General features: G+C 36.8%; 11 protein-coding genes. 9 read left to right on the top strand and 2 right to left on the bottom strand.

Translation table 11 applies throughout. The features are described 5' to 3' along the window. Positions 1-598: 598 nt before the first annotated feature. Positions 599-1513, bottom strand: a complete 915-nt coding sequence (locus G9C87_RS19225) for a metallophosphoesterase family protein (protein WP_172284163.1) — start codon at positions 1511-1513, stop codon at positions 599-601. A 288-nt stretch (positions 1514-1801) separates the two neighbouring features. Next, positions 1802-4669, bottom strand: a complete 2868-nt coding sequence (locus G9C87_RS19220; RefSeq protein WP_172284161.1) for a M16 family metallopeptidase — start codon at positions 4667-4669, stop codon at positions 1802-1804. Between the two features lie 282 nt (positions 4670-4951). Between G9C87_RS19220 and G9C87_RS19215 the strand changes: the two genes are divergently transcribed. The 9 genes from G9C87_RS19215 to G9C87_RS19175 all read left to right on the top strand — a co-directional run bounded on the left by G9C87_RS19215 (position 4952) and on the right by G9C87_RS19175 (position 17428). Continuing rightward, positions 4952-6277, top strand: a complete 1326-nt coding sequence (locus G9C87_RS19215; RefSeq protein ID WP_172284159.1) for a sigma-54-dependent transcriptional regulator — start codon at positions 4952-4954, stop codon at positions 6275-6277. Positions 6278-6719: 442 nt separating this feature from the next. Continuing rightward, positions 6720-8414 (top strand): potassium-transporting ATPase subunit KdpA, encoded by a 1695-nt coding sequence (kdpA, locus tag G9C87_RS19210; protein WP_172284157.1) that lies wholly within the window; start codon positions 6720-6722, stop codon positions 8412-8414. Positions 8415-8593: 179 nt separating this feature from the next. After that, a complete protein-coding gene (gene kdpB / locus G9C87_RS19205; protein WP_172284155.1) occupies positions 8594-10633 on the top strand; it encodes a potassium-transporting ATPase subunit KdpB in 2040 nt (679 codons plus the stop codon). Between the two features lie 11 nt (positions 10634-10644). Beyond that, positions 10645-11202, top strand: coding sequence for a potassium-transporting ATPase subunit KdpC (gene kdpC, locus G9C87_RS19200; RefSeq protein WP_172284153.1), 558 nt, complete (start codon positions 10645-10647; stop codon positions 11200-11202). Positions 11203-11434: 232 nt separating this feature from the next. Then, a complete protein-coding gene (locus G9C87_RS19195) occupies positions 11435-12805 on the top strand; it encodes an outer membrane beta-barrel protein (protein WP_172284151.1) in 1371 nt (456 codons plus the stop codon). Positions 12806-12831: 26 nt separating this feature from the next. After that, positions 12832-13917 (top strand): porin, encoded by a 1086-nt coding sequence (locus G9C87_RS19190; protein ID WP_172284149.1) that lies wholly within the window; start codon positions 12832-12834, stop codon positions 13915-13917. Between the two features lie 57 nt (positions 13918-13974). After that, positions 13975-15084, top strand: a complete 1110-nt coding sequence (locus G9C87_RS19185; protein WP_172284147.1) for a sensor protein KdpD — start codon at positions 13975-13977, stop codon at positions 15082-15084. A 5-nt stretch (positions 15085-15089) separates the two neighbouring features. Continuing rightward, positions 15090-16805, top strand: coding sequence for an ATP-binding protein (locus tag G9C87_RS19180; protein ID WP_172284145.1), 1716 nt, complete (start codon positions 15090-15092; stop codon positions 16803-16805). 38 nt (positions 16806-16843) lie between these two features. Next, positions 16844-17428 (top strand): hypothetical protein, encoded by a 585-nt coding sequence (locus G9C87_RS19175; RefSeq protein ID WP_172284143.1) that lies wholly within the window; start codon positions 16844-16846, stop codon positions 17426-17428. Positions 17429-17436: the final 8 nt, after the last annotated feature.

Here is a 17436-nt window from a genome sequence, read left to right as displayed (position 1 = left end):
ACTCTCCATTGTATGTTTGTCTGACTCACTCAAAGTTTTGACGCTTTAGTTTTTCCTTACTTGGTTGTTATATTGTATTTCAATGATCTCTTTTCTTCCGCTTTTCTCTAAAGCTTTTTTTCTGTCGTTTTTGCTTTAGATTTGCGAGTGCAAAAGTAATTAATGTTTTTGAACTGACCAAATGTTTTTGAAGAAAATTTTAAAGTTTTTTCTGTAACCTTAATCCCTCTCTAACACTTATCTCAATTTTACTCCGCGCTCCCTTAATTGGGACTGCAAAGATACAAACTTTTCTCAATTTTCAAAATAAATTAGTATTTATTTTTTTTAAATCTTCGTTTATAATTACCCTCTTCTGCGCTACCTACTATCTCTCGTTTTCAGTGGGGCAAAAGTATAAACTTTAATGATACCGGCCAAGCTTTTAATAAACTTTTTTAACATAATATCCATAACTTATTGACTACCGGAGACAAAACTTTTAATTGGTATTGCAAAAATTAAAAATAATAAGACAATCCAGATTTCTGAATGTTTATAAAGTACTATAAAAACAAAGACAGACTTAAAAAGCCAGTCTCTGTTTACATAATATATATTAATAATGATGAATTATGTATTCATTCTCAAATGAGCCGTCATCATAAAATTTTAATATAGCATATCCCGGTGGTGTTTCCTGATAATAGAAAGGTTTCGCGGAACGCTTGTCTCCTTCCCCCCACCAAAATCCTGACATAGCTCCGTTACAGAAATAATATACATCATTATACCATGCTCTGTCGAGGAGATGCTGATGACCACTAAGACAGCCTTTCACTTTATCTTTATGCTTATAAAACAAGTCTTTCAATGCATTATGGTCTTTATGCTGCCCTCCTTCCCAGGATCCTGTAACTGTAAGTATAGGATAATGCGACATAATTAATGCATATTCTCCCTGCGGAATATTTTCTAATTGTTGTTTCAGCCAGTTCATTTGTTCAGGATCCAGGGTAATACCAGAGTTATTGCCATCCAACATTATAAAATGCCATTTCTCTTTTTTAGCACTGTAATAACGCTTAGGCATTTTAAGCCTTTTGGCCGCATAGGGAACTCCATGCATTTCATCTGATTTTTCACCTGCCCACCAGATGTCATGATTTCCGACGCAACTATACATATCATAGTCTGCAATTTCCTTCATACAGTTATCCCAGGCATTCCACTGGTCATATACTTCCTGACGGGTAGAGCTTTCCCGGTCCACAGCCATAATGGAGTCTCCTGTGTTAAGGAAGAAATCTACTTTCCTGTTTTTAATTTCTTTAAGACATTTTACAAACCTTTCCATTATTTTAGGATCTGCCGGTAAGTGTACGTCTGTAATGTGAGCTACCGTAAACAGCAGTTTCTTTTTTTTGTTTATATCTTCCTTCGGAGCTTGTGCCAGCAAGCTGGCTGCAGGTCCTCCCAGAAATACCCCTGAAACGGCAAGCGGAATATTTGTCAAAAATTTTCTTCTTTTCATAGTCAATGCTTCTCTGATACCAGCATTCTATATAATTTTATCTTCAAAGACAATACAGCAAAAGTTCCATATACAGAATACTAATAATATTTCGGTGGACAAATTTGACTCAATATTTACAAATAAGAATTTCTTACATATTATAAAATTGTTAAGCTCCCATTAATTTTTACTGCAGTGTTCAATAATGCAGAAAAAAGCATAGCTTATATTTTTAATCAAAGGTTATGAAATATTAAACCCCGAATTTCTTCGGGGTTTAATATGATTAGTATAATATATTAATATCTAATGTCCAAAAATATCTTTTAAACTGACTTCTTTAAAACTCCCCATTTTATTGACAGCGTCCATATCAAGATTCTCTTTTTTGCCTAGAATAGCTGTATTAAAACGCAAGGGTTTTATTTCTGTCCGGTAAAATTCTTTTATCCCGTTAAAATCCAACTTTTGAATTTCCTCATACATATCTTTTCTGAAATCATGACTAATTCCGATCTTCTTTAATCTTAATGTATTAAAGAAAATGTTAGTTCTGGTAATTCTCGTAGAAGCGATCTGTTTCAGAGCTGTACTTTTTGCATTTTCAAATTGGATGGGCACTTCAGGGAGTTCATTCATCAGTTCAGACATCGTATCTACAGCAATCTGTAGCTTATCAGGCTGTGTCCCAATATATGTCGTTACATAATCCGGGTGTCCGGATTCTGAATTTGCAGCATAAGAAACGTATGCTGAATAAGCTAAGCTCTTGCTCTCCCGGATCTCCTGAAATACAATGGAAGACAATCCCCGTCCAAAATATTCGTTGAAAACGTTAATCTTACCCAAGTTAGCATTATTGATATTGTGCCCTCTACCTATTTTGCTCATTTCAACCTGTACCATATCATAATTGATGAAATTCACTTTCCCATCGGTTTCAGGCTCGGGATATTTCTTAGGCTCCGGAATTTCAAGGCTTGAAACCTCAACATAATTGTCAATATACGTTTTGAAATTCTCCAGATTTTTTCCGTAGAAGAATATCTGATATGGAAACGCGAACATTCTTTTCATTCTGTCCGTAAATATTTCAACTTCACTGTTTTGAAGCTCCTCTTTAGAAATCACATCTGTAAACCTGGAAAATTCGCCCAACTTGGTGTAATTCGTTAGAGCAGTCATGATCCGGTTTTTATCTTTTTTCATCGCTTCACGGTTTTCAAGAACTGTTTCTACAAACTGTTTGTAGATTTCCTGATCCGGCTTTACTTTATACATCCAGTGTTGAAGAAGGCGAATTCCTTTTTCAATGTTTTCCTCCAAACCGCTCAATGAAACCGTTAACTGATCATTGGTTGTTTTAAAATCATTACTCACACCAATTTTAAAGAACTCTTTCTTCAGATCTTCAGGAGCATAATCTTCAGTTCCCAAATATTGGAGCAGCTGCGTTGATATTGCCAGATCACGATCATGATCGCTTCCAAGCGGGAAAATGAAATAGACCTGTGCTATATCGTTATATTTGTTTTTGACAAAGCTAAGTTTCTTATCCTTAACCTGTCCGGTTATGATCTCTTTATCATAATCAATAAATTCAGGTTGAATATCTTCCGTTTTTTCCGCTAAAATCTGTTTTAAAAATTCCGATTGAGCATCTCTGTTAATCTTAATCGGTGTAATTCCGGGGTTTTCAACCCTGATCAGCTTGTCATTAACTCCTTTTTCCTTATTTATCAGAACATAATTGTCCTTGAAAAAATCATTGGCAAAATGAATAACATCCTGTTTTGTGAATGAAGCATATACATCCATTTCATTAAGCTCCTCTTCCCAGGTTCTTCCTTTTATATAGGTATCATAGAGATTGGTAGCCAAACCATCAGCGGTTTCAAGAGCCTTCATTCTCTGAAGTTTGAAATCATTGATGATGGCAGGAAGCATCCAATCCGGAAACTCTCCTCTTTTAATCAGTTCTATCTGCTCCAAAACCATATCCTTTGCATCTTTCAAAGATTGGGTTTCTTTAGGAACAGCCACAATTGAAAAATATCCATATTGCTTTAATCCTACTGAAAATGCCTGTGCCCATAACATCCGTTGGGTCTGATTAATATTAAGGTCCAGTAATCCGGCTTCTCCCCTGTTACTCATAATATTTGCAGTAATATCTGCCAACATAGCTTCCCGGGTTCCATAGCTATCCGTTCTCCAGGCCATCTGAACCCTCGGTGTGGTCGGACTTTTTACAGTTCTTTCTACAATTCCCCGGAGAGGCTGTTCTACCACCGGAGTTTTCTTTGGTAATTCTTTATAAGGAATCGTTCCGAAATATTGATCTATAAGCTGAATCGTACGTTCATAGTCAAGATCACCAACCATGACCATGGCATAGTTATTAGGAACATAATATTCATCGAAATATTTGTGAATCGCCTTCATGGAAGGATTTTTCAAATGTTCGGCTTTTCCCAGAGTTGTTTGTTGGCCATTGGCATGGGTAGGAAAAAGAGCATCCATCAGTTCATAATTTACTAACCTAGAGTCATTATCCTGCGCCCGGTTAAATTCTTCGTATACTGATTCCAGCTCAGTATGAAAAAGACGTAACACAATTTCTGAAAATCGCTCTTTTTCAACTTTCAGCCATTTCTCAAGCTCGTTACTGGGAATGTTGTTTTTATAAACCGTCTCATCAAACCACGTATGCGCATTAGTTCCGCTTGCTCCCAATGATGAGATCACTTTATCATATTCATTCGCTATAGCATATTGACTGGCCTCCTGAGATACCTTATCTATTTTTTTATAGATTTCTTTCTTCTTTTCAGGATCGGCCTCCGCCTTATGTTGTTCGTACAATTCTGAAATCTGATCTAACAAAACCTTTTCTTTTTCCCAGTTTTGGGTTCCGATTCCTGAGGTTCCTTTAAACATCATATGCTCCAGATAATGGGCTAGCCCTGTATTATCAGAAGGGTCATTGTTGCTTCCGGTTCTTACGGGAATATAGGTCTGAATCCTTGGCGAATCAAAATTCTGGGCAAGAAATACTTTTAATCCGTTTTTAAGGGTATAGATTCTGACTCCGTTTTCATCATGAGTAATGGTTATATATTCGTAGTTGTTTTTATCGGTATGAATTGTTTCCTTGTATCTTTTGTCCGTCATATGTAAATTCATTTTCATTCATTAAAACAGAATGCTTTACAAATGTAAGGAATACTAAAAGAAAGCATATTACTTTTATAATTATTACATCTATGATGGCAATTCAAAAAGTGGAATTGCTGAATTGCCAATTTGCCGAATTGAAAAGGCGATTTATTACCGACCAGGATCATATGGTACTTTATCCAATAATACATTTTACAATAAATAAAATCTCTCACATTCGGTTTGTATCTGTAAGTTTGATTAAGTTTGCAGAAGGTTTTACCTAAAATTTATACCATGTCCGGAAATATTCTGATCATCGATGATGAGCTTAAACTTCTCAAACTTTTGGGAATGATTCTTTCTCAGGAAGATTTTAATGTTAAAGAAGCTTCTACTGCCCGTTCTGCTATGACGATGCTTGAGCAATACGAATTTGATGTCGTTTTAAGCGATGTCCGGCTTCCGGATGCATTTGGAGTTGAGCTTGTAAAATCCATTAAAACAAAATATCCGCATCAGGAAGTTATTCTTATGACAGCCTTCGGAAATATTACGGATGCGGTTCAGGCAATGAAAAACGGCGCCTACGATTACTTGGTAAAAGGTGATGATAATGATAAAATTATTCCTTTGGTGTATAAAGCACTGGATAAAGTAAAGGATAATAAATCTAAAATTGTCCAGAAGAAGGATTCACAAAAAGGATTTAATCAGATCATCGGTCATTCACCTGCCATCCTGGAGGCTAAAAAATTAGCGGAAAGGGTTGCTCTAACGGATGCTACAGTACTTTTAACAGGAGAAACCGGAACAGGAAAGGAAGTCTTTGCCAACGCTATCCATTACGGAAGTGAGAGGAAGAAAAATAATTTTGTTGCCATCAACTGTTCTGCATTCAGCAAAGAAATTCTTGAAAGCGAACTTTTTGGCCATAAACAAGGTTCATTTACTGGAGCGGTAAAAGACAAAAAGGGTTTGGTAGAAGAAGCTAATGGCGGGACTTTATTTTTAGATGAAATCGGAGAAATGCCTATGGAGCTTCAGGCTAAATTACTCCGTGTTCTTGAAACCCATGAATTCATTAAAATGGGTGAAACCAAGGTTTCGAAGTCAGATTTCAGGTTGATCGCTGCTACAAACAGAAACCTGGAAGAAGAAATAAAACAAGGAAACTTTAGAGAAGACCTGTATTTCAGATTGAATGTCTTTGAGATTAGCCTTCCTCCTCTTCGTGAAAGGAAAGAAGACTTAAAAATTCTTGCAAAGAATTTTATTGATATGTTCTCTCATAAATTGCACCTCAGCGCTGTACAGGTGTTTCCCGAGTACTATAAAACACTGGAAAAAAATGACTGGAAAGGGAACATCCGCGAATTGCGAAATACGGTAGAAAGAAGTTTGATATTAATGAACGAGAATATTCTGAATGCTGAGAGCCTTCCGCACTACTCAGAAAAAGTGACCGGTGATAAGGATTCTTTAAGCATCCGTTCACTAGAAAAAGAACATATACAAAAAGTTTTACATTATACTAAAGGAAACAAAGCCGAGGCTGCAAGACTTCTGGAAATCGGTATTGCCACATTATACCGCAAGCTGGAAGAATACGGATTACGATAAAAACAAGCCTATCATTTTAATAAAGAGCCTATCATTTTGATAGGCTTTTTTGTTTTCAACACCTTTTCAAAATACCAATAAAACACTGTAATACAAAACATTAAAATAAAAAACAAAAGAATGGATTCTTTTTTGGCATTAGGGATAACATAATAAATATTTTAAAATGACTATTTCAAAAAAAACATTCAAAACACGGCGTCATTCGAAGTTCAGCTTCCTGATCGTGTCTTATGTACTGTTTACCCTTTTAACCTTAATTATGATAAGATGATGTTGATAATTTTATTAGTCCTGAGTGCCATTTTATTTTGGCTATTGTATAAGTCCGTTGAATTTTTTGATAAAATATAAAGCTATGTGGAGTTTGTTTTTTCTTTCAATACTGGCCTTCGTGTATATCTGCTATGTTCTTATAAAACCAGAAAAATTTTAATCTATCATGAACACAGAAATTTTAGGCATCATAGCGATGTTTGTTATCACATTGGTAATAGGAATATTTTTAGGAAAATATATTGCTAATGTTTATGGCCATAAAAAAACCTTTTTGGATCCTGTTTTCCAGCCCATTGAAAAATTAATTTATAAAATATCCGGAATTAACCCTAACCGTCAAATGACATGGAAGCAAAATATGTTTGCCATGTTGAGTATCAATCTGGTGTGGTTGATTATTGGATTTTTCATTTTACTCAATCAATCCTGGCTTCCTTTAAATCCCGACGGAAACCCTAATATGTCTCCCGATCTTGCTTTTAATACGGCAATATCATTTTTAGTCAACTGTAACCTTCAGCATTATTCAGGGGAAACGGGTGTCAGTTATTTAAGCCAGCTGTATTTAATGTTTCTTCAATTTGTAACTGCTGCAACCGGAATGGCTGCTATGGCTGTACTTTTCAAAGCATTTAAAGAAAAGACAACAACAGAATTGGGAAACTTCTTTGATTTTTTCACTAAATCCATGATCAGAATCCTGATCCCAATAAGTATTGTTGTTGCTCTGATTCTTTCTGCCAACGGAAGCCCGATGACTTTTGAAGGAAAAGATCATATCACTACTCTGGAAGGACAAAAAGTCGATATCTCCAGGGGACCCGCCGCGGCTTTCATTGCCATCAAGCATTTGGGAACTAATGGTGGTGGCTTCTTTGGAACCAATTCGGCACATCCTCTTGAAAATCCTAATTATTTAACTAATATGACAGAAATGGTCACTCAGATGATCATTCCATTCGCTTTGGTATTCGCATTGGGATTTTATTTAAAAAAGAAAAGACTTTCATGGACGATATTTTCAGTAATGACCATAGGCTTTCTGGCATTGGCCACTCCTACCATCTTAAATGAAATCCATGGAAATCCACTGATCACACAGATGGGTGCCGATCATCAGCTAGGTGCAATGGAGGGCAAAGAAATACGTTTTGGAAGTGCTGCTTCGGGATATTGGAGTATTGCTACAACTGTTATTTCTACAGGCTCAGTCAATGCAATGCATGACAGTATGATGCCTCTTTCAGGAATGAATCAGCTTCTTGCTATGATGATCAACTGTTTTTACGGAGGTTGTGGTGTCGGAATTTTAAACTATTTCATTTTTATTATTCTTGCTGTATTCATTAGTGGATTAATGGTGGGAAGAACACCCGAGTTTTTGGGTAAAAAAATCGAAGCAAAAGAAATGAAAATTGCGATGATTGTGGCTTTGTTTCACCCGTTTTTAATTCTTGTGGGAACAGCATTAACGGCTTATTTCCCTGAGTTCGGAGCCAAAACGCTGAATAACCCGGGATTCCATGGCTTCAGTGAAATGCTATATGAATTCACTTCTTCATCTGCCAACAACGGATCAGGGTTTGAAGGATTAGGCGATAATACTCCATGGTGGAATATCTCTACAGGAATAGTACTGCTGCTTTCAAGGTTTATACCTATTATCGGTCCTATCGCAATTGCAGGATACCTGGCTCAGAAGAAATATATCCCTGAAAGTGCCGGTACTTTAAAAACAGATACTGCAACTTTCGGATTTATGACTCTCGCGGTGATACTTCTGATAGCAGCATTATCTTTCTTCCCTGCATTGACACTGGGACCTATTGCAGAGCAAATCCAGTATTTTTCTAAATAAACGTGAACACTACCAAGTAAAAATCAACAGGACCATTAAGGATCTGAAATCAAGGAAATTCAAACTAGTCTGATATCATAGAAACATTCACTTGAATAATATTATCCATACCTCACCTTATTATTTTAACCAACCTTAATGGTTCCTCTTGATTAACAATTATATAATTCTTTTCAACAATGAAAAATCAATCACAAACATTATTTCAAAAAGATTTGGTCAATGAGGCTATCAAACAGTCTTTCGTAAAACTGAATCCGAAAATTATGTTTAAAAATCCAGTGATGTTTCTGGTAGAAGTCGGAACCGTCGTTATGCTCATCGTAAGCTTATTCAGCTTAACGGGTGATAAAACACAGGGTAGCTTCTTATATAATTTTTTAGTATTTATCATTTTATTCTTCACCGTATTGTTTGCCAACTTTGCTGAAGCCATTGCTGAGGCAAGAGGAAAAGCCCAGGCTGATACCCTTCGAAAAACACGTGAAGAAACTCCTGCTAAACTAATTGTTGACAACAAGCCCGGATTTCAGGTAGAGACTACATTAAAAATGTCTGCTGAAATGAAATTAGGAGATATCTTCCTTTGTGAAGCGGGTGATCAGATTCCTATGGATGGTGAAATCATCGAAGGGCTCGCAACAATTGATGAGTCAGCCATTACGGGGGAAAGTGCCCCGGTCATTCGTGAAGCAGGTGGTGATAAAAGCTCTGTAACCGGAGGTACCAAAGTACTTTCAGACCGTATCAAAGTGAAAGTAACCACAAAACCCGGTGAATCTTTTCTTGATAAAATGATTGCCCTTGTTGAGGGTGCATCCAGACAAAAAACACCTAATGAAATCGCATTAACCATACTTTTAGCAGGGTTCACCCTTACTTTTATAATCGTTACCCTTACTCTAAAACCCTTTGCAGACTATGCGCAAACCCCAATTACTATTGCGGCATTTATATCCCTTTTCGTTTGTTTGATCCCGACAACAATTGGAGGTTTGCTTTCTGCAATCGGTATCGCCGGGATGGACCGAGCTTTAAGAGCAAATGTGATTACCAAAAGTGGTAAAGCTGTAGAAACAGCCGGAGATATTGACGTTCTGCTTCTGGATAAAACAGGTACCATCACCATTGGGAACCGTAAAGCAACCCAGTTTCATCCTGCCAATAACATACAACTTGATGAGTTTATTAAAGCGGCAGCTTTAAGTTCTGTAGCGGATGAAACACCGGAAGGGAAATCAATTATTGAGCTGAGTGAACTACAGCCTCAGGACCTGATTGTCTCCAGCCCTACTTATATCGATTTTACGGCAGAGACAAGGACGTCAGGGATTGATTTCGAAGATACACGTATCCGAAAAGGAGCTTACGATACGATTAAAAAATTAACTGAAAAAGCAGGAAATATCTTTCCTCAGGAAACTCAGGATGCAACCACTAAAATTTCTGAAAACGGAGGAACTCCGTTGGTGGTGTCGGTAAACGAGAAAGTATGGGGAGTAATTGAACTACAGGATATCATTAAAACAGGAATCCAGGAACGTTTTCAGCGTTTAAGAAAAATGGGTGTAAAAACCGTAATGGTAACCGGAGATAATCCTTTAACGGCCAAGTTTATTGCAGAAAAGGCAGGTGTTGATGATTTTATCGCTGAAGCTAAACCTGAGGATAAAATGAACTACATCAAAAAAGAACAGCAGTCCGGAAAACTGGTTGCGATGATGGGAGATGGAACGAATGATGCACCGGCTTTAGCTCAGGCAGATGTAGGTGTTGCCATGAACAGTGGGACACAAGCAGCGAAAGAAGCGGGAAACATGGTAGATCTTGATAATGACCCTACGAAGCTGATTGAAATTGTAGAGATCGGAAAACAATTATTAATGACCCGTGGAACCCTTACCACTTTCAGTATTGCAAATGACGTTGCTAAATATTTTGCCATCATCCCGGCTTTGTTTATCACTTTTATTCCAGCTCTTCAGAAGTTGAATATCATGAATCTTCATAGCCCGGAATCTGCGATATTATCGGCAATCATTTTCAATGCGGTTATCATTCCTGCACTAATTCCATTGGCATTGAAAGGTGTGGCTTATAAACCTATTGGCGCAAGTGCTTTGCTCAGAAGAAATCTTTTGATCTATGGTTTAGGAGGTGTTATTGTTCCATTCATCGGAATAAAACTTATTGATTTATTCATCAGTTTATTCTTTTAAAATTTAAAACAATGAAAATTTATTTTATTTCAGCATTAAAATTAACATTCGTCATGCTGGTTTGTACGGGCTTTTATTTACTTTTTGTATTGATAGGTTCAAAATTACTTCCTACACAGGGAAATGCAGAAACCATTACTTATCGGGACCAGAAGTTCTACGCTAATATCGGACAGGAGTTCAAGTCGCCAAAATATTTTCACAGCCGTCCATCCGCAGCTAATTATAATGCCGCGGGGAGTGCCGGAAGCAATAAAGGCCCAAGTAATAAGGAGTATCTGGAAACAGTTCAAAAGAGAATCGATACTATAAAAATGCAGAATCCTGAAATGAAAGATACAGAAGTACCTGTAGAGCTTGTTACCGCCAGTGGAAGCGGGTTGGATCCTGATATTTCAGAAGCAGGAGCTCTTTACCAGGTAAAAAGAGTGGCAAAAGAAAGAAATCTTTCTGAGGCCAGAATTGAAAGTCTTGTTAAAACAAATACTGAAAAACCCCTATTGGGACTTTTTGGATCTTCAAAAGTCAACGTACTGAAGCTCAACATTGCTTTAGATAAATTACAATAGAAGCAGATCTCCTTTACATTAAAATTAGTAATCAAAAAAGAACCTCAGCTTATATGAATTCTGTAATCTAAAATTCTAACTAAACGGATATCAAAGTTTCCCATTACGAAAAGATTTCGTTTCTATATCATAAAAATATTCCTACCGTTTACAGAATTCATTTTTTTAACCCCCTTTTATAGTGGAAAGCCTTTTCCACCATTACTGCAACACATTATTATCAATATTTATAATGAAATCAAAAACTTTTCATGCAGCATGTTTCTTAGGACTTACTGCTTTGAGCCAAATCAACGGCCAGGAAATAAAAAAAGATTCCCTTCTTGGCAAACCCAAAGATTCATTAATCACAAAAACGGAATCCAGAATTCCTTTTGATGGATATGACCTGACGTGGATTAATGGTCAGAATCGTCAAACCGATTTTCCTTTAACCCTAAAAGACAAAGATGGAGAAACTATACTTACAGGTGTAACCTATGTGGACGCTTATTACAATTATGATTTTAACCGCCCAAAAGATAACACACACACTATTTCCTCAGCTATAGGACGCTCTAATGAAGTGACCATTAATATGGCTAGTATTGGTTTAGAGACCAATTATAAGAATGTAATCGGCCGTTTATGGTTACAGTACGGACAAATGGGCTCCATCGTTCAGGATCTTGATGGAACTGTAAATCACGGTAAAAATACGAGCGTAGGTAATTTAAAATATATCCGTGAAGCAGCAGCAGGTTATCACTTTAATGTAATGCACGGCTTGAATGTGGAAGCCGGAATTTTCATGAGCTATATCGGCTTGGAAAGTTATGTACTGGGAGAAAACTGGAATTACCAGAGAAGTTTGGTGTGCGATTTTACCCCTTTCTACTTTCAGGGAGCAAGAATTCAGGCTTATCCTTCAAAAAAATTCAAAACTGAGATCTGGGTTCTCAATGGATGGCAAACTTACAATTCCTGGAATACGGGTCTTGGCTTAGGGGTTTCCAATTATTATCGTCCTACAGAGAATCTACAACTGGTAGCTAATTTTTATCTTAACGGAAAAGATACAAGAAACAACCCTGGAGTTCGCCGTTTTCACCACGACCACAGTATTGTAGCCAGATACTATAAAAATAAAGAAAGCAAAGGCTTATCACAGGCAGCATTCAGTATCAATAACCATTACGGGTTTCAAAGTGGAGGCGGTATAAAGGCCAGGGACAATTATATGATTGGTACTTCCGTTGCTAACAGACTCTGGTTTCACCATAATAAAATTGCTTTAACTTTAAGAGCGGATGCGGTTTCGAATCCGGGAGCTTATTTAGCATTTTCACCTTCTCCTGTTTCTCAGAATGATTTCAACGATGCAATTGCATCAGGAGAAAAACTTAAAATGTTTCAGGGAACAGCAACAATAGATATCATGCCTAATCAGTTTGTGACCTTCAGATTAGAATATGGCTTCAGAAAAAGCAATATCCCCTATTTTGCCGGAAGAGAAGGAACAACCAGTCCGGATGGATGGATAGATACTCCTATAGAATCATGGAGACCGGATCTGAGAAAGTCTGACAGCAGATTTACACTCGCTGTAATGTTCAGATTGTAATAATATCATTTAACTATTAAAACCACATGAAAAAATATATTGTTGTTGGAATACTATTAGGAATTTTTTTTCCGAAAGCACAATCTTCAGATTCAATGAAACTGAGTCCTAAAGTAAAATTTTCTGCTTATGCAGAACTGTTTTACACTTATGATTTCAATGAACCCAGTAATCATCTTCGCCAAAATTTCTTGTATTCCTACAACAGACATAACGAAGTAAATCTTAACTTAGGTTTGGTAAAAGCTTCTTACGAAAGTGATCATCTCCGTGCCAATTTTGCCTTGATGGCGGGAACTTATGCACAAGATAATATGGCAGCAGAACAGAACGCCTTACGTTATGTAAATGAAGCAAATATTGGAATTAAAATTTCAAAAAATAAAAATTTATGGATCGATGCGGGGATAATGCCTTCTCATATCGGATGGGAAAGCGCAATAGGAAAAGACAACATCAATCTGACCAGAAGTCTGGCCGCTGAAAACTCCCCTTATTTTGAAACCGGTGCCAAAATTTCTTACACTTCAGATAGTGGAAAATGGTTTTTAAGCGGATTGATATTGAACGGATGGCAGAGGATAGCGAAGCCGGACGGAAATCAAACCATTTCTTTCGGACATCAGCTGACCTTCAAACCTAATGATAAAATAACACTAAACAGCAGTTCATTTATAGGAAATGATAAGCCAAAAGACGATAAAAGAATGCGTTACTTCCATGACCTACATGGGATTTTCCAGGTGACAAAACAGTTTTCTACCGTAATAGGTTTTGATATCGGTGCGGAACAGAAATCAAAAGGAAGTGAGCAATATAATATCTGGTATACTCCCAATGTCCTCATGAAATATCAGCTTGACAATAAATGGACCTTAGGTGGAAGATTAGAATATTATAATGATAAAAACGGGGTCATTATCAATACAAAAACACCAAACGGATTTCAAACCTTTGGGTATTCTGTGAATGTTGATTATGCCATTTTAAAAAACGTCGTCTTCCGTACAGAAGCCCGAGGCTTTACCTCTAAGGATGCGATCTTTGTAAAGAATAATGAAATGCAACAAGGTAATTTTTTCATTACAGCAAGCCTTGCAGCCTGGTTTTAATAATATCATTTAATCACATAAAAAGTGTTTAAAATCAAATTAAAAAGAATAAAATCAATGTCTTCAGCAAAACAATTTTTAGAACTGATTCAAAAATCCAAAAAGGGAAAATTCAAGATCTATATTGGAATGAGTGCTGGTGTGGGAAAAACCTTCCGAATGCTTCAGGAAGCTCATGCCCTGTTACGAAATGGTATTGATGTAAAGATTGGTTATATTGAGACCCACGGTCGGGAAGAAACCGTGGCATTGGTTGATGGCATTCCTGAAATAGCAAGGAGATCTGTCTTCTACAAGGGTAAAAATCTTGAAGAAATGGATCTTCAGGCTATTATTAATGAGCATCCGGAGGTAGTTCTTGTCGATGAGCTGGCTCATACAAATGTTGAAGGTTCAAAAAATAAGAAAAGATGGCAGGACGTCCTTGAAATTCTTGATAATGGGATTAATGTCATCAGCGCAATGAACATCCAGCATATTGAGAGCCTGAACGAAGAGGTAAAAAAGATTACCGGTGTGGAGGTTACTGAGCGTGTTCCTGATAAAGTTCTAGCCCTTGCTGATGAAGTTGTGAATATAGACCTAACGGCTGATGAGCTTCTCACGCGGTTGAAAGAAGGAAAGATCTATAAAAAAGATAAAATTCAGACAGCACTGAACAATTTCTTTCAAAGCGGACATATTCTTCAGCTCCGGGAACTTTCCTTAAAAGAAGTTGCTACCCACGTTGAACGAAAGGTAGAAACAGAAATTAAAACTGAAAACTTTAAGCCTATAAAATTCCTCGCCTGCATAAGCAGTAATGAGAAAATTGCCAAAAATATTATCCGGAAAACAGCACGTCTGGCAAGTTATTACAACAGTCCGTGGACAGTGTTATATGTACAGAAACCTTCGGAAAATCCGGAAAAAATAGCCCTAAATAAGCAACGATATTTAATTAATAATTTTAATTTAGCACAGGAAATGGGGGCTAAAGTAATCAGGATAAAGGAAAACAGCGTTCATAAAGGGATTCTGGATTATGTGATCCAGCATAATATTACAACGGTTTGCATTGGAAAACCACATTCTCATTTCTGGCAAAGAATTTCGGGATATAGCTGGATTTATACCTTAATGAACCGATTGAACGAACGACAGATAGACATTATCATTTTATCTTAAGAGTAATGAAACTTAAAACTAAACTCACATTAGGCGTTGGTCTTTTATTTTTACTGATCGTTTTACTGTCAGTGATCGGTTCTGTGTACATCAATAAACTAAAATCAGACACCGAGAAAATCCTTACAGCCAATTACAACAGCCTTGAGTATTCTAAAAATATGCTGATTGCCCTGGACAGAATGAGCACAGACAGCGTTGTTTCCGTCAGAGATTTTGAAAAAAATAATGCACTACAGGAACATAACCTTTCAGAAATCGGCGAAAAAGAAATCACTCAGAATCTGAAGATCCACTTCAGCAGTTATCTGAAGCAACCTGATTATAAAAAAGAAAAGCTTATCCGTGAAGATTTAGTAAAGATCATGTCTCTGAACATGAAAGGAATTGAGCGTAAAAGTGACATTGCTATTGTTACTGCTGAACGCGCCACATTCTGGATCGTAAGTTTAGGAACCGTATGTTTTCTTATCGCTTTTATCCTCTTGTTTAATTTGCCACAGACTATTGCTGAGCCCATCAACCAACTGACTTTCAGCATCAAGCAGATCGCCAATAAAAATTATAATGAAAGGGTTCATTTTAAAGGAAGCGAAGAATTCAATGATCTGGCCAACTCTTTCAATATCATGGCAGAGAAACTACAGGAATACGAAAGCAGTACCCTTTCCACACAGCTGATGGATAAAAAGCGGATCGAAACATTGGTTAATAATATGCATGACGCTGTCATCGGACTTGATGAAAATCATTACATCTACATGATCAATGATGAAGCTTTAAAAATCACCAACCTTCGTAAGGAAGAAATTATTGGCAAAACAGCTCATGAAGTTGCTGTAAACAATGACCTGATCAGGGAGCTGCTTAAAAATATGGACCATCCTGTAAAAGATCCGATCAAAATTGTCTCTGATAATAAGGAGAACTATTTCGAACAGGAAATTGTTCCCATTAATATTGCCAAAACAGGCGAAAAGGAAAAAAAATATATCGGAAAGGTAATCCTTCTCCGGAATATCACCCCTTTCAAAGAGCTGGATTTTGCAAAAACCAATTTTATAGCAACGATTTCCCATGAGTTAAAAACCCCGATTGCGGCTATAAAAATGGGGGTTCAGCTTTTAGGGAATCAGAAATTCGGAGAACTTAATGATCAACAACAAGAATTATTGAAAAGCATCAACGATGACGGGCAAAGGCTCCTGGATATTACAGGTGAGCTTTTAAATCTGTCGCAGGTGGAAACCGGAAATATCCGTCTGAATATCAAAAGCTGCTCACCGAAAGAAATTGTTACTACCGCTATTAAAAATGTTGAAAAACTAGCGGAACAAAAGAATATTTCTATCAGCACCGACTTTCTCACAAGTGAAGAAGATCTTGTTTCCGCAGATTTTGATAAAACCGTTTGGGTGATGAATAACTTCCTGAGTAACGCCATTAAACATTCTTTTCAGGACGAAAACATCCGGATACTGGTAGAGAAGTCTGAAGCAATGATCTTATTTAGCATCACAGACACAGGAAGCGGAATTGATGAAAAATACCACCGCCAGATTTTCGACCGCTACTTTCAGGTACCGGGAGAACATCAGAACGGAACCGGCCTAGGGCTGGCCATTTCGAAAAACTTTATCGAAAAACAACATGGTGAAATTGGAGTAAAAAGTGCACCCAACCAAGGAAGTACATTCTATTTTGGATTGCCGGTGGCTTAAGATAAGATTTCATAATTTTGAACCTGAAAAATTTTCAAATGAGAAACCTCTATATCTTAATTGTATCCCTATTATTGTCTCAGATATCTTATGCTCAAAATACTGATACAGATTTCTACAACAGTGATTTCAAATGGAAGATTCAAATTCCAAAAAACTTTGAAAAAGTAAATAATGATGAATGGGCAAAGTTGCAAGGAAGAGGACAGGAAGTGCTTGAAAAAACAACGGGTCAGCCAGTTATCAATCAATCTAAAACTATTTTTGTTTTTAAATCTGATAATTTTAATTATCTGGAAGCCAATTATCAGCCTTTTGATCCAAAAGTTGATGGTAATTATGATGAATCAAACAAAGCAGTTAATGAAGTTTTGTACAAAGCATTCAAAGAGAATATGCCAAAAGCAAAATTTGATACCATCAGTACAAAGGAAAAAATTAATAATTTAGTTTTCAACAAGTATACAATTAAAATGACCCTTCCCAACAATATGATACTGGAGTTTCAAATGTACAGCAGATTGTTTGATAAAAAGGAATTTTCAGTTAATTTAATGTTTTTGGATCCAAAAAAGGGAGAGCAAATGATTAATGCATGGAAAGCATCACAGTTCGGAAAGTAATTTCTACT

The sequence above is a fragment of the Chryseobacterium sp. LAM-KRS1 genome (assembly GCF_013184525.1).
Taxonomy (GTDB): Bacteria; Bacteroidota; Bacteroidia; order Flavobacteriales; family Weeksellaceae; genus Chryseobacterium; species Chryseobacterium proteolyticum.
Note: the sequence above shows the minus strand (reverse complement) of the source record. Positions and strands in the feature narration are given on the sequence as shown.